At 63.8% G+C, this 14405-nt stretch carries 10 protein-coding genes; 6 read left to right on the top strand and 4 right to left on the bottom strand.

What is annotated here, in order from left to right:
• Positions 1 to 11: 11 nt before the first annotated feature.
• Positions 12 to 341: an ATP-dependent Clp protease adapter ClpS gene (clpS, locus tag CJ178_RS00050; RefSeq protein ID WP_033232727.1), complete on the bottom strand. Its 330-nt coding sequence runs from the start codon at positions 339 to 341 to the stop codon at positions 12 to 14.
• A 64-nt stretch (positions 342 to 405) separates the two neighbouring features.
• On the opposite strand from clpS, the gene CJ178_RS00045 reads away from it, so the two are divergent.
• The 3 genes from CJ178_RS00045 to CJ178_RS00035 are packed head-to-tail and all read left to right on the top strand — an operon-like array spanning position 406 to position 4421.
• Positions 406 to 1752: a nicotinate phosphoribosyltransferase gene (locus tag CJ178_RS00045; RefSeq protein WP_095885870.1), complete on the top strand. Its 1347-nt coding sequence runs from the start codon at positions 406 to 408 to the stop codon at positions 1750 to 1752.
• The gene (locus tag CJ178_RS00040; RefSeq protein WP_095885869.1) at positions 1749 to 2363 is read left to right on the top strand and encodes an isochorismatase family protein; all 615 of its coding nucleotides are present in this window, start codon (positions 1749 to 1751) and stop codon (positions 2361 to 2363) included. Before CJ178_RS00045 ends, CJ178_RS00040 begins: the two co-directional genes overlap by 4 nt.
• 9 nt (positions 2364 to 2372) lie before the next feature.
• Positions 2373 to 4421 (top strand): ATP-dependent DNA helicase, encoded by a 2049-nt coding sequence (locus tag CJ178_RS00035; protein WP_033232721.1) that lies wholly within the window; start codon positions 2373 to 2375, stop codon positions 4419 to 4421.
• A gap of 49 nt (positions 4422 to 4470) precedes the next feature.
• Here the strand turns inward: CJ178_RS00035 and glgP are convergent, their stop codons facing one another.
• Positions 4471 to 7071 (bottom strand): alpha-glucan family phosphorylase, encoded by a 2601-nt coding sequence (gene glgP / locus CJ178_RS00030; RefSeq protein WP_095885868.1) that lies wholly within the window; start codon positions 7069 to 7071, stop codon positions 4471 to 4473.
• A 120-nt stretch (positions 7072 to 7191) separates the two neighbouring features.
• Here glgP and CJ178_RS00025 point away from each other — a divergent pair, with 120 nt between their 5' ends.
• The 3 genes from CJ178_RS00025 to CJ178_RS00015 are packed head-to-tail and all read left to right on the top strand — an operon-like array spanning position 7192 to position 12838.
• On the top strand, positions 7192 to 9192 hold the full coding sequence (locus CJ178_RS00025) for a maltotransferase domain-containing protein (protein ID WP_095887764.1): 2001 nt from the start codon (positions 7192 to 7194) through the stop codon (positions 9190 to 9192).
• The gene (gene glgB / locus CJ178_RS00020; protein ID WP_095885867.1) at positions 9192 to 11390 is read left to right on the top strand and encodes a 1,4-alpha-glucan branching protein GlgB; all 2199 of its coding nucleotides are present in this window, start codon (positions 9192 to 9194) and stop codon (positions 11388 to 11390) included. Before CJ178_RS00025 ends, glgB begins: the two co-directional genes overlap by 1 nt.
• Entirely contained in the window at positions 11390 to 12838 is a 1449-nt protein-coding gene (locus CJ178_RS00015) for a neutral zinc metallopeptidase (RefSeq protein ID WP_045066887.1), read from the top strand. The genes glgB and CJ178_RS00015 overlap by 1 nt, the downstream gene beginning before the upstream one ends.
• Positions 12839 to 12852: 14 nt before the next feature.
• On the opposite strand, the gene CJ178_RS00010 is transcribed toward CJ178_RS00015, so the two are convergent.
• Together CJ178_RS00010 and CJ178_RS00005 are read right to left on the bottom strand one after the other, a co-directional pair.
• Positions 12853 to 13746, bottom strand: coding sequence for a tetratricopeptide repeat protein (locus CJ178_RS00010; protein WP_095885866.1), 894 nt, complete (start codon positions 13744 to 13746; stop codon positions 12853 to 12855).
• A 105-nt stretch (positions 13747 to 13851) separates the two neighbouring features.
• Positions 13852 to 14214: a DUF3817 domain-containing protein gene (locus tag CJ178_RS00005; protein WP_033233155.1), complete on the bottom strand. Its 363-nt coding sequence runs from the start codon at positions 14212 to 14214 to the stop codon at positions 13852 to 13854.
• Between the last annotated feature and the right edge of the window lie 191 nt (positions 14215 to 14405).

Here is a 14405-nt window from a genome sequence, read left to right as displayed (position 1 = left end):
GTGAGCGAGCCCTAGGTGTCGTCGCGCTGCATCGTGGCCCACAGTCCCGCCGCGTGCAGACGCCGAACATCGGCTTCCATCTTGTCGCGCGAACCACTGGACACGACGGCCTTGCCCTCCGAATGCACCTTCATCATCAAATCGGTAGCCTTGGCCTTGCTGTACCCGAACAGTTTCTGGAACACGTAGGTCACGTAGTGCATCAGATTGACCGGATCGTCCCAGACGATCGTCACCCAAGGCCTGTCAACAGCTTCGATGATTGCAACAGCCTCCGACTGCTCCGGGACCGCGCGCGGCGCAGAGGCAGTTGTGGAAACAGTCGCAGAGCCGAAAACCATGTCTCCAGGGTACGGCGCGATCCGAGGTGACAACACCCACCCTCGTGGTCTCCCGCCTAGAGTTATGTGCGTGCCTACGCAAATCTCCGACACCCGTGACGCCGCCGCGAGTACCGCTCTGCTCACCGACCAGTACGAGCTCACCATGCTCTCTGCCGCGCTTGCCGACGGATCTGCTTTCCGTACCTGCAGTTTCGAAGTATTCGCGCGCAGACTTCCCGACGGCAGGCGTTACGGAATCGTCGCCGGCACGGAGCGATTGCTCGACGCTCTCGAGCACTTCCGTTTCGGGGAACCCGAACTGGCGATCGTCTCGAAGTTCCTGGACGACACCACCGTCGAGTGGCTGCGCAATTACCGGTTCTCCGGCGACATCGACGGTTACCGCGAAGGCGACTTCTACTTTCCCGGCTCGCCGATCCTCTCCGTCCGCGGATCGTTTGCCGAATGCGTGTTGCTCGAGACACTGGCCCTCTCGATCCTCAACCACGACAGCGCGATTGCGTCGGCTGCGGCCCGCATGGTCAGTGCCGCAGACGGTCGACGGCTCATCGAAATGGGCTCACGCCGGACCCATGAGCAAGCCGCAGTCGCGTCGTCCCGCGCCGCGTACCTCGCCGGATTCGACGCCACGTCCAATCTCGAAGCTGTCCGCCGCCACGACGTTCCCGGCGCGGGTACCAGCGCCCACGCCTTCACCCTCCTGCACACCACCGACAACGGAACCGACGAGGCCGCGGCCTTCCGCGCGCAGGTCGACGTACTCGGTGTCTCGACCACATTGCTGGTCGACACCTACGACATCACCGAAGGCGTGAAAACCGCTATCGCCGTAGCCGGAACCGAGCTTGGCGGGGTGCGGATCGACTCCGGAGACCTCGGGGTGGTCACCCGCCAGGTGCGTCGACAACTCGACGACCTCGGCGCCACCAAGACCCGCATCGTCGTCTCCGGCGACCTCGACGAATATGCCATCGCAGCGCTGCGCGCCGAACCCGTCGACACCTACGGCGTCGGCACGTCCCTCGTCATCGGCTCCGGCGCTCCGACGGCCGGCATGGTCTACAAACTTGTCGAGGTGGACGGAATTCCCGTCGAGAAGCGCAGTACCAACAAAGCGTCGCGCGGCGGAGCGAAGAAAGCACTGCGCATCGCTCGCCAGACCGGAACACTGGTCGAGGAAGTGATCTACCCCGCCGACGCGCCCTCGCCGTTCACAGCCGCGGACGGCGCGACCGAGCTGATGATTCCGTTGGTACGCGGCGGCAAGACCGTCGACGGCGTCCCCACATTGGAAGAGAGCCGAGCAGTCGTGAAAGCCGGGCTGCTCAGCCTCCCGTGGGAGGGCCTCAAGCTCTCACGCGGAGATTCCGCGGTACCGGTCCGATTTGTCGGTGGAGGTCACCGATGACTGCACGTGCATTGATCGTGGTGGACGTCCAGAACGACTTCTGTGAGGGCGGCGCCCTAGCCGTCGACGGCGGCGCTGCCGTAGCTGCGGCAATCAACACCTTCGTCGACTCTCACGAGTACGACGCCGTCGCAGCGACCCGCGATTTCCACATCGATCCGGGCGCTCACTTCTCGGAAAACCCCGATTACGTCGACACGTGGCCGGTGCACTGTGTAGTCGGAACCTCGGGCGCCGACTTCCACCCGGCTTTCGATGCATCGATCGCCGGATCTGCCGTGTTCTCCAAAGGTGCATACAGCGCCGCGTACTCCGGGTTCGAAGGGTTTTCCGAGGACGGCACGCCCCTCGAGGAGTGGTTGCGGGCACACGACATCACCGACGTCGACGTCATCGGCATTGCCACCGATCACTGCGTGAGGGCCACGGCACTCGACGCGGTCCGCGCCGGCTTTGCCACCACAGTCCTCCTGCCACTCACTGCGGGTGTGGCAACCGCCACGATCGAAGCTGCTTTGACGCAGATGCGCGAGCACGGAGTGCAGCTCAGCGGCCGTGACGAACATGCGCCTTCGAGTGGCGTCGATATTTCTGACGTAGGTATCCACTAACCTGCTTCAGTGGCCGATGAACTTCCGAATGTCCCCGAACTGCTTCGCACGGCGGTGCAGGCGCTGGGCGGTGCCGAGCGGACCAGCCAGCTCACGATGGCGTCGGCGGTAGCGCATTCGATCGATACCGGTGAGCATCTTGCCGTCCAGGCCGGCACCGGTACGGGTAAGTCGCTGGCCTACCTGGTGCCGAGCCTGCGCCATGCCGTCGAGTCCGGTCGCACCGTCGTCGTGTCGACGGCCACCATCGCCCTGCAGCGGCAGTTGGTCGATCGTGATCTCCCCCGCCTGGCCGATGCACTGAAGAAGCCACTCGGGCGTCGCGCGGAATTCGCAATCCTCAAGGGCCGCAACAACTACCTGTGCATGAACAAGATCCACACCGGTGCCTCCGAGCAGCCACCGGAGGACGAACTGTTCGATCCGTTCACAGTCTCCCGGCTGGGCCGTGAAGTGGTGCGCTTGACCGAGTGGTCGTCGGACACCGACACCGGCGACCGCGACGAACTCGTGCCAGGTGTGTCCGATCAGGCGTGGCGGCAGGTCAGCGTGACGTCCCGCGAATGCATCGGAAAGAACCAGTGCCCGGTCGGCGAGGACTGCTTTGCCGAACGCGCCCGCGTCGAGGCGTCGAAGGCAGACGTCGTGGTCACCAACCACGCCCTACTGGCGATCGACGCCATTACAGGCATCCAGATTCTGCCCGAGCACGACGTCGTTGTCATCGACGAAGCCCACGAATTGGTCGACCGCGTGACCGGGGTCGCGACGGACGAGCTCACCGCGGCCGCCATCAGCGCAGCCGCTCGTCGCTGCGGCAAGATCGTCGAAGAACAGGACGCCGATCGTCTCGAGGCCGCCGGCGAAGGCTGGGCCGGACTCCTCGAAGAACTTCGCCCCGGACGCTGGGACGGGCTTCCCGACGGCGCTGCTCCCGCGCTCGCGGCCATCCGCGATGCCGCGTGGGCCCTGCGCACAGCCATCGGCCCGGCCAAGCCCGGCATGATGGCAGCCGATCCCGAAGCAGCGGCCGCCCGCAACGCGGCACTCTCCTCGGTGGAAGACATTCACGACAGCGCCGTACGAGTCCTCACTGCTTTCGACGAACCAGATCCCGCCCAGCGCAAAGATGTGGTCTGGCTCTCGTCCGACGAGTTCCGCGGATCGGTCCGCCGCTCCGTCCGGATGGCCCCGCTGTCCGTCGGCGGTTTGCTGCGCTCACGCCTGTTCGCGGAATCCACTGTGGTGTTGACGTCCGCAACACTCACCGTCGGAGGTTCCTTCGACGGTCTTGCGATCAACTGGGGACTACCCGCGCAGTCGTCGGTTCGCCCCGATTCCGGAACCGCGATCGGAAGCGAAGCCCCTTCCGATGCCAACGCATTTCGTTGGAACTCGGTCGACGTCGGATCGCCGTTCGACCATGCGAAAGCCGGAATCATCTACATTGCCCGCCACCTGCCCACACCCGGCCGGGACGGCTTGTCCCCGGTCTACCTCGACGAAATCGCCGAACTCGTCGAGGCTGCGGGTGGGCGCACCCTCGGACTGTTCTCGTCGATGCGCGCCGCCAAAGCCGCTTCCGAAGCCATGCGTGATCGCCTCGACACGCCGATCCTGTGCCAGGGCGACGACGCCACCGGCACCCTCGTCAAGGCCTTCGCCAAGGATGAACCCACATCACTGTTCGGGACACTGTCCCTATGGCAAGGCGTCGACGTTCCCGGCCCGTCGCTGTCCCTGGTGATCTTGGACCGCATTCCATTTCCGCGGCCGGACGATCCGCTGCTGATGGCTCGTCAACAGGCCATCGAGGCACACGGCGGAAACGGCTTCCTCAGCGTCTCGGCCAACCATGCAGCGCTGCTCCTCGCCCAGGGAGTGGGCAGACTGTTGCGTAGCGTCGACGACAAAGGTGTTGTGGCCGTACTGGATCCGCGTCTTGCAACAGCCCGGTATGCCGGATACCTGCGGGCGTCATTGCCACCGTTCTGGGAGACGACCAAGCCCGAGGTCGTCCGCAAGGCACTGACCCGTATCCGCGATTCGCGGCCCTGACGCACTTCTGCCCCGGACCTTGTGACAAGGTCCGGGGCAGAAAGTGGGTTTACACAGCCGGCGTCGTGACCAATCCCAGCTCTGATGCGTTCACCAGCAGACGGTGATGCGGAAGAACCCGAACCGTGTAGCCGACCGATCCCGAAACCGGAAGCGCTACTTCGGCTTCGAAGATCTCGATGCCGTCTTCCGAACCGAAATGCGTCATCGGGAAGGTGACCACATCGGTCAGTTCCTCACCCGGAGTGACGCGTCCGATGACTGCTTGCACCTCGACGTCTGTCACCGACAAATCGCCGAGACGAACCTGAGCCTTCAGCGAGAGGGTCGCACCGATTTCCGGGGTATCCGGCAAACCGGAACCGTCAACCTGCACAACGCTCACGGACGGCCACTGCGATTCGATCCGTCGACGGAACTCGGCAACCTCACGCGCGCCGGCGTAGTTGTCCGCCACCACAGCCCGAGCAGATTCTGCCGACGGCGCGTAGTACTGCACTGCATAGTCACGAACCATGCGTGACGCCAACACCTTCGGGCCCAGATTCTCGAGTGTGTGGCGAACCTTCTCGACCCACCGCGTCGGCAGGTCGGCAGCGTCACGGTCGTAGAACGTGGGTAGCACCGCGTGTTCGAGCAATTCGTAGAGCGCGCTCGCTTCGAGATCGTCACGGCGAACGTCGTCGAGGACGCCGTCGGCGGTCGGGATTGCCCAGCCGTTCTCACCGTCGTACATCTCGTCCCACCATCCGTCACGGATGGAGAGGTTGAGTCCGCCGTTCAGTGCAGACTTCATACCGGAAGTTCCACACGCCTCGAGCGGGCGCAGCGGATTGTTCAGCCACACATCGCAACCCCAGTACAGGTAGCGGGCCATCGACATGTCGTAATCCGGCAGGAAGACGATGCGATGACGGACATCCGCCTCGTCGGCGAACCGCACCACCTGCTGAATGAGCGCCTTGCCACCGTCGTCTGCGGGATGCGACTTTCCGGCCACCACCAACTGCACTGGCCGCTTTTCGTCGAGGAGCATCGCGCGCAGTCGATCGGGGTCGCGCAGCATCAGGGTGAGTCGCTTGTACGTCGGCACGCGCCTGGCAAACCCGACAGTCAACACATTCGGGTCGAAAACTCCACTGGTCCAACCCAGTTCGGCTTCGGTGGCGCCGCGCTCGAGCCACGACGCCTTCACACGTCGACGCACTTCGTCGACGAGTTTGCCGCGCAAGTCGTTGCGCGTTTCCCAGAGTTCGGTGGCGGACAGCTCGTGCAAGCGTTCCCAGCCGCGCGATTCCTCGAGCTGCTCCTGTCCGACGATCCGGCGGGCGACGTTCATCCATTCCGGCGCCGCCCAGGTGGGTGCATGGACACCGTTGGTCACCGAGCCGATCGGAACCTCGTCAGCGTCGAATCCCGGCCAGAGACCGTTGAACATGTCGCGACTGACGATGCCGTGCAGCTTCGACACACCGTTGGCACGCTGGCCCAGTCGAAGGCCCATATGCGCCATGTTGAAGATCGACGGATCCGATTCGCGGCCCATGCCGACGATGCGATCGACCGTCAGGCCGGGAAGAAGCGTCGATTCGTTCTCGCCGTTGGAACCGCCGAAGTAGTGGCGAACCAGATCTGCCGGGAAGCGGTCGATTCCGGCGGGCACCGGAGTGTGGGTCGTGAAGACGGTACCGGCGCGTACAGCCGCCAACGCCGAATCGAAATCCAGCCCGCTGGTGGTGACAAGTTCACGAATTCGTTCGATACCGAGGAAACCGGCGTGGCCCTCGTTCATGTGGAACACCTCGGGATCGGGCAATCCGTATGCCGCGGTGTACGCCCGAACTGCACGTACGCCACCGATACCCGCAAGGATTTCCTGCTTGATGCGGTGATCCTGATCGCCGCCGTACAGCCGGTCGGTCACGCCGCGGAGATCGGGATCGTTCTCAGCGATGTCCGAATCGAGGAGAAGCAGGGGCACCCGGCCGACCTGCGCGATCCACACCCGCGACCGGAGAACTCGCCCACCGGGCATCGCGACGTGGATCACTACCGGCGAACCGTCGTCGGACGACGGGCCGGCATCCGTCAGCAAACGCAGGGGCAACCCCTGCGGATCGTGGGGTGGGTAGTGCTCGGCCTGCCACCCGTCGGCTGTCAGGGACTGGCGGAAGTAGCCGGATCGATAGAGCAGTCCGACACCGATCAGCGGCAGTCCCAGATCCGATGCGGCCTTGAGATGATCGCCGGCCAGAATTCCCAGGCCACCCGAGTAGTTCGGCAGGACTTCGCTGACGCCGAATTCCATGGAGAAGTACGCAATTCCCCCAGCCAGCGACACCCCCTTTGCCTGCTGCGACTGGTACCAGCGCGGAGTGCTCAGGTAGCTGTCGAGATCGGCGGCTGCGGTGTCGAGGTCAGCGAGGAAGTCGTCGTCGCTGCTGAGCTCGTCGAGTCGGGCGGGATCGACCCCTCCGAGCATTCGAACCGGATCGAACTGAACTGCTTGCCAGAGTTCAGGGTCCAGGCGCGAGAACAGATCCTGAGTCTCGGGATGCCAGGACCAACGCAAGTTGGTGGACAAGGGGCCGAGCGCTGCAAGGCGCTCCGGAAGGTGGGCTCGGACAGTGAACCGACGCAAGGCTTTCACCCCGCGAACCCTAGTCGAGTTGAACCACCGTGTCCGCTGGAGCGACGACATGGCGCTGTACCCACTACGGTTGAACTCGGCCACACCAGTAACACTCCACCATCAGAAATGGAGCTTCCCGTGACAGGACGCCTCGGTATCGACGACGTGGTACCCGCGATCTCGGGTAACTATCCAGCCAAGGCCGTAGTGGGTGAAGTGTTTCCCGTACACGCCACGGTATGGCGAGAGGGCCACGACGCAGTTGCGGCCACCCTCACCGTGCGCGGACCCCGCGGAACCAAACCGATACGCATCCAGATGGACCCGGGCAGCGAACCGGACACCGTCGACGCTGTATTCGTTCCGTCCACCGAGGGACTCTGGACGTTCCGGATCGAAGCGTGGAGTGATCCCGTCGCAACCTGGAAGCACGCCGTCGAAGCCAAACTGTCCGTCGGGCAAGGCCCGGCAGAGCTAGCCAACGACCTCGAGATCGGCGCGCGACTCTTCGAGCGCGCCGCCCAGGAACAGCCCCGCGCCAACCGCTCGAAGTTGGAGGCGGTGACGGCGTCGCTGCGCAGCACCGCGCCGGTGACAGCCCGGGTCGCCCCGGCATTTGCGTCGGACGTCGCCGAGTTGCTCCGCGCGCATCCCCTGCGCGAGTTGGTCACCAAGGGCGAACCGCACAACGTGCTGGTCGACCGCAACCGAGCACTGTTCGGTTCGTGGTACGAGTTCTTCCCCCGCTCCACCGGTGGCTGGGACGAGAACGGGGTGCCGAAGCACGGCACGTTCAAGACCGCGTCCGAGGATCTACCACGCATTGCCGCAATGGGTTTCGATGTTGTCTACCTGCCGCCGATTCACCCGATCGGTGAGATCAATCGCAAGGGCCGCAACAACACGCTCACTCCCGAACCCGGGGATGTCGGATCGCCATGGGCCATCGGCTCCGCCGAAGGTGGGCACGACGCAGTCCATCCGGAACTCGGAACGCTCAAGGATTTCAAGGCGTTCGTGTCGCGGGCACGCAAACTCGACCTCGAAGTGGCACTCGACCTCGCACTGCAATGTGCACCCGATCATCCTTGGGCAGCAAAGCATCCCGAGTGGTTCACTGTTCTGCCCGACGGCACCATCGCCTACGCGGAGAACCCGCCGAAGAAGTACCAGGACATCTATCCGATCAACTTCGACATCGACCCGGACGGGTTGGACAAGGAAATCCTGCGCGTCGTTCGCCACTGGATCAACGCGGGGGTCAAGATCTTTCGCGTCGACAACCCCCACACCAAGCCGCCCAACTTCTGGGAAAAGCTGATCTCCGAAGTCAAGAAATCCGATCCGGACGTTCTCTTCCTGGCCGAGGCGTTCACCCGGCCTGCCCGCATGTACGGCCTGGCCCGACGCGGCTTCACACAGTCGTACACGTACTTCACGTGGCGCGTCGCAAAGTGGGAACTGACGGAATTCGGCAACGAACTCGCAGCCAAAGCCGACGAGGCGCGCCCCAATCTCTTCGTGAACACCCCGGACATCCTGCACGAGTCGCTACAGCACGGCGGACCCGGAATGTTCGCGCTGCGGGCAGCTCTCGCCGCAACACTCGCACCGACGTGGGGCGTCTACTCGGGGTACGAACTCTACGAGCACCAGGCGGTGCGTCCCGGTAGCGAAGAGTATCTGGACTCGGAGAAGTACGAACTGCGTCCGCGCCGGTTCGCGGAAGCCGCTGCGCGCGGCGAATCCCTCGAACCCTGGATCACCACGCTGAACCGCATCCGCCGCGCGCACCCCGCTCTGCAACAACTCCGCAACCTGCATTTCCACCACATCGACAACGACGCGATCATCGCCTACTCGAAGTTCGATCCGATCACCGGCGACGCCGTACTCACCGTCATCAACCTCAATCCGTTTGCCGCGGAAGAGGGAACGATCTGGCTGGACATGCCAGCACTCGGGCGCGAATGGCACGACCACATGAGCGTGCTCGACGAAGTGAGCGGCGAGCAATATCAGTGGGGCCAAGCAAATTTCGTTCGCCTAGAGCCGTGGCGGTCCGTCGCCCACATTCTTGCGCTACCGCCAGTTCCCTACCCCGCCAGAACTTCCCTGGCATACCGCGGAGGTAAATGATGGTCGCCGAACTGCCTGCCGGGGTTGCTCCAGCGCCCCACGATCTGGAATTGCTTGCCCGCGGCGAACACCACGATCCGCACAGCGTCCTCGGCGCGCACGCACACCCCGACGGAACAGTGCTGCGTACCCTTCGGCCACACGCCGAGTCTGTCAACGCCGTCATCGGCGGAAAGGCCTTTCCCCTCCACCACATTTCGGGTGGGGTCTTCGCCGCACTGGTCCCCTACCCGGAACTCATGGACTACCGGTACTCGGTCACCTACCCGGGTGGGCATACCGTCGTTGTTGCCGATCCGTACCGATTCCTCCCCACGCTCGGCGAACTTGATCTCCATCTCTTCGGTGAGGGTCGGCACGAACGCCTGTGGGATATCCTCGGCGCCCACCCGCGCAGCTACGAAACACCGGACGGAGTAGTCGAGGGAACCTCGTTTGCGGTGTGGGCACCCGCCGCCCGGGGAGTCACCGTCATCGGCGACTTCGACGGCTGGGGTGGGCAATTCGCGCCCATGCGCGTCCTCGGTTCGACAGGAGTCTGGGAACTGTTCCTGCCCGGAATCACAGCAGGTGAACTGTACAAGTTCCGCGTCCACGGGCGAGACGGTTCGGTAGCGGACAAGGCCGACCCCATGGCCTTCGCCACCGAGGTACCGCCGGCGACGGCGTCACGCGTGAGTACCAGTTCCCACATCTGGCACGACGCCGACTGGCTCGAGGCCCGCGCGCACGTCGACCCAGCGCAGTCACCGATGAGTGTGTACGAAGTGCATCTCGGATCCTGGCGCCCTGGCCTCGACTACCGGCAGATGGCCGAGCAACTCGCGCAGTACGTCACCGAAACCGGGTTCACACACGTCGAATTGCTCCCAGTCGCCGAGCACCCGTTCGGCGGATCCTGGGGATATCAGGTCACGTCGTACTACGCTCCGACGGCACGATTCGGGACACCCGACGATTTCCGCTGGTTTGTCGATCACCTGCACGCCGCCGGCATCGGCGTCCTCGTCGACTGGGTTCCCGCTCACTTCCCCAAGGACGAGTGGGCACTGGCCCGCTTCGACGGCACACCGCTCTACGAACATGCCGATCCGCAGCGCGGCGAGCAGTTGGACTGGGGTACATACGTATTCGACTTCGGTCGACGCGAAGTCCGCAACTTCCTCGTCGCCAACGCACTGTTCTGGCTCGACGAATTCCACATCGACGGCCTACGCGTCGATGCTGTCGCATCGATGCTCTACCTGGATTACTCCCGCCCGGAAGGTGGCTGGACTCCCAACATTCACGGTGGCCGAGAGAACCTGGAAGCAGTTGCGTTCCTTCAGGAGATGAACGCCACCGTCCACAAGAAGCACCGTGGCGTTGTCACCGTTGCGGAGGAATCAACCGCGTGGCCTGGAGTCACCCGCGCGACCAATGTGGGCGGTCTCGGATTCAACATGAAATGGAACATGGGATGGATGCACGACACCCTGGGATTCCTGGGCCGCGACCCCGTCCACCGCACGTACCACCATCACGAGATCACCTTCTCGCTGATGTACGCGTGGAGCGAGAACTACCTACTGCCCATCAGCCACGACGAGGTCGTCCACGGCAAGGGAACCTTGTGGACACGTATGCCCGGCAACGATTTCGCGAAAGCCGCGGGGCTTCGCGCTCTCCTCGCGTACATGTGGGCGCACCCGGGTAAGCAGCTTCTGTTCATGGGCCAGGAGTTCGGCCAGACGGCCGAGTGGTCCGAAGAACGAGGCCTCGACTGGTGGCAACTCGACGACCCGAACACCGGCAATCTCCACCGCGGCGCGATGCAGCTGGTCAGCGATCTCAACTCTGCATACCGCCGGCATCCGGCAATGTGGACCCTGGACACCTCGCCTGGCGGGTATTCGTGGATCGACGCCAACGACACCGAGAACAACGTCCTGAGTTTTCTGCGTTACGGTACTGACGGCTCGATTGTCGCCTGCCTCTTCAACTTCTCGGGCAGCGAACACTCGAGCTACCGCGTCGGGCTACCGGAGCCCGGCCGATGGGTGGAAATCCTCAACACCGATGCGCAGGCGTACGGCGGCTCGGGGGTGGGCAACCTCGGTGCGGTCACAGCGACGTCGCAGTCGTGGCACGGTCGGCCGGCGTCAGCTCAGGTCGCACTTCCCGCCAACGGTGCGATATGGATCAGTCTGGAGCGTTGATGGTGGGCCGGCGAGCAGCACTAGTCACTTCGTCGTTGTTGGCAACTGCTGCCGTGTTGTCCGGCTGTTCGCAGACCTCCAGTGGCCAGGCCGTCTCGATCTACCACGACCCCTTCCGCGTTGCCGGCCTCGACGCGTCGTCCGGTCCTAGTGGCCTGCGACCCGGTGCGCCCGACGCCGAACGCGACATCGTCGGCACCGACGGCGGTTCCATCGACGCACTCGCCGCCAACGCGATCACCGACATCGAAACCTTTTGGAACACGCAGTATCCGACACTGTTCAACGAACCGTTCCAACCCGTCGACACGCTGATCTCGTGGGATCCCACCGAATCGAACGGCCCGGACTTCTGCGAGGAGACCACAGAAGACCTCATCAACGCCGGCTACTGCAGCCTCGACCACACCATCGGGTGGGATCGCGAACTTCTCCTTCCCGAGGTGCAGGAAAAGTTCGGGGACGTCGCCGTCGCGTTCATCTTCGCGCACGAGTACGGCCATGCCGTCCAGCGCAAAGCCGGAATCGTCAAAGGTGGGTCCGAATCGGCCCTGGTGCGTGAACAGCAGGCCGACTGCTTCGGTGGCGCGTTCCTGCGGCACGTTGCCGAGGACAAGGCAGCACACTTCACCATGAACACATCCGACGGCCTGAACAAGGTGCTCGCCTCTGCGGTCGCTATCCGTGACGACGATCCCAACGATCCCGACTCACACCACGGTTCCGCGTTCGAACGCGTCACCGCAACACAGATCGGGTTCACCGACGGCGCGTCCGCCTGCACGCGTATCGACCAGGAAGAAATCGAATCCCGGCGGGCTGAACTGCCCCAGCAATTCGACTCCGAAGGCGATTCAGGAGAACTTCCCGTCACCGAGGAAACGCTGCAGGAGTTCCTCACGACATTCCAGTCGGTCTTCGAATTGGAGAATCCGCCGACAGTCACATTCACCGGCGCGGACACCGGATGCGCCGACGCCGTCGCTACCGAACCGGTCTCGTTCTGCCCCTCGACCAACACCATCGGCATCAATGTCGACGAGTTGGCGGAACGCGGAACACCGGGACGGGTCGGTCGACGCGAATTGATGCAGACCGACATCACCGGCGACTACAACGCATACGTACTGCTCGCGTCGCGGTACACCCTCGCGATGCAGCAGCAACGTGGTCAGGCACTCGACACACCACAGACCGCGCTGCGGGCGGCGTGCTTGGCCGGAGTGATCACAGCCGCACTGAGCCCCTCCAATGCAGCCGAGTCCGGAGCACAGGTCACCCTGTCGCCCGGCGACCTCGACGAGGCCGTCTCCGGCTTGTTGACGGACGGGTTGGCTGCCAGTGACGTCAACGGCGACACCGTCCCGAGCGGCTTCGCCCGGGTCGACGCCTTCCGTACCGGTGTGTTGGGTGGGCAGGTGTCCTGCGACAGCCGCTATACGGAGTAGCGGCCGTAGTAGGCCTAGTAGAGCGCTGCCGCCAGTTTGCGGCGGGCTGCCATCACCATGGGCTCGGCGGGATCGAACAATTCGAAGAGTTCGAGCAGACGCGTCCGCGCCGCGGCCTTGTCGTCACCTGCACTGCGTGACACGACGCCGATGAGGCGAGCAAAAGCTGCTTCCGGTTGCTGTCCGGCCATCTCCAGGTCCGCTGCCGCGAACTGCAGTTCGGCATTCGACGGATCTGCGTCGGCCGCCGCCACGGCGTCGGGTTCGGTGTTCTGGGCACGCGCCATGAACTTGACCTGGCGAACAGCGTTGAGGGCCTCGGCGTTGGTCGGCTCGACATCGAGAATCACTTGGTATGCCGCAATGGCACCGTCGAGATCACCGGCGTCGAGGGCGGTTTCGGCAGCAACGAATCGTGGATCTTCCACTTCTGGTTCGTCGCGCTCAGCAGTCGGAACGGGACCGCTGAGCTTTCCGGCGGTAGCTTGCAGAACGGCGGCAAACCACTGAGTCAACTGCTCTTCGGGCTGTGCACCCTGGAAATCTGCCAACGGCTGACCGGCGGCAACGGCAACAACCGTCGGCACCGACTGGATTCCGAAGGCCTGCGCGATCTGGGGGCTGACATCGACGTCGACGTTCGCAAGAATCCACTGACCACCTGCCTGCGCGGCCAAGCGCTCCAGCACCTCGGTGAAGACGACAGACGGCTCGTACGCGCGCCCACCGAGGTTGACGATCACGGGCACCTGGCTCGACTTGACCAGAACTTCGGCCTCGAAGTTCGCTTCCGTCACCTCGATGACAAACCCATTGGCAGCAGAAACGGCCCCATCGCCGCTGGGATTACGCGGAGGTGGGGCCGTGGCCCGCTCTTTGAGAGCGGACAAGTCGACTGCGCCGCTCATAGCGGCTGCAACTGCTGACGAACGCGCTGGGGGCCTGGATCCTGGTCGAGTCACAAGTCCCAGTTTGTCACGAGTTGCCGGAACCTTCGAAGAGGCCTACTTCACTTAAGCGAGCGCGGGGTCTGCAGCGGCTGTGTTCACCTTGGACAGTTCCGCCAACTTGCCTGTGCGCGCGGCCCACGCCTCGAAAACAATCGTGCCGAACGGCGGGATGCTGGCAAACAGTGCCCAGAACGTGGTGACCAGGTTCCACTTCAACTGCTTTGCAGTCCAGAGCGCAACCAGGATGTAGATGACGAACACAGCACCGTGGAAGGGACCGAAGATCTTGACGCCTGCCACCATTCCCTCTTCGGGGATGTACTTGAAGGCCATTCCGACCAACAGTCCGAGCCATGTGAAGGCCTCGAGGACGGCAATGAAACGGAACCGCTTTGCGGTGGTACTGAGATCGAAGACGTTCGCCATGAACCCCATTGTGCCCGAACAACTACGACGCCCCGTAGTGGTGTGAGGAATACCACGAGGCGTCGTAGAGCGAACTGAGGTGTTCAGGTGTATTTAGACTCTCAGGCCTTGGGCACGCGGACGATCAGTGCGTCGCCCTGCCCGCCGCCGCCGCACAGTGCGGCCGCGCCGATGCCGCCGCCGCGGCGCGC

The organism is Rhodococcus sp. ACPA4 (genome assembly GCF_002300185.1).
Lineage (GTDB): Bacteria > Actinomycetota > Actinomycetes > Mycobacteriales > Mycobacteriaceae > Rhodococcus_F > Rhodococcus_F globerula.
The sequence above is the reverse complement of the archived record's forward strand: the minus strand, read 5'-3'. Positions and strand labels throughout refer to the sequence as shown.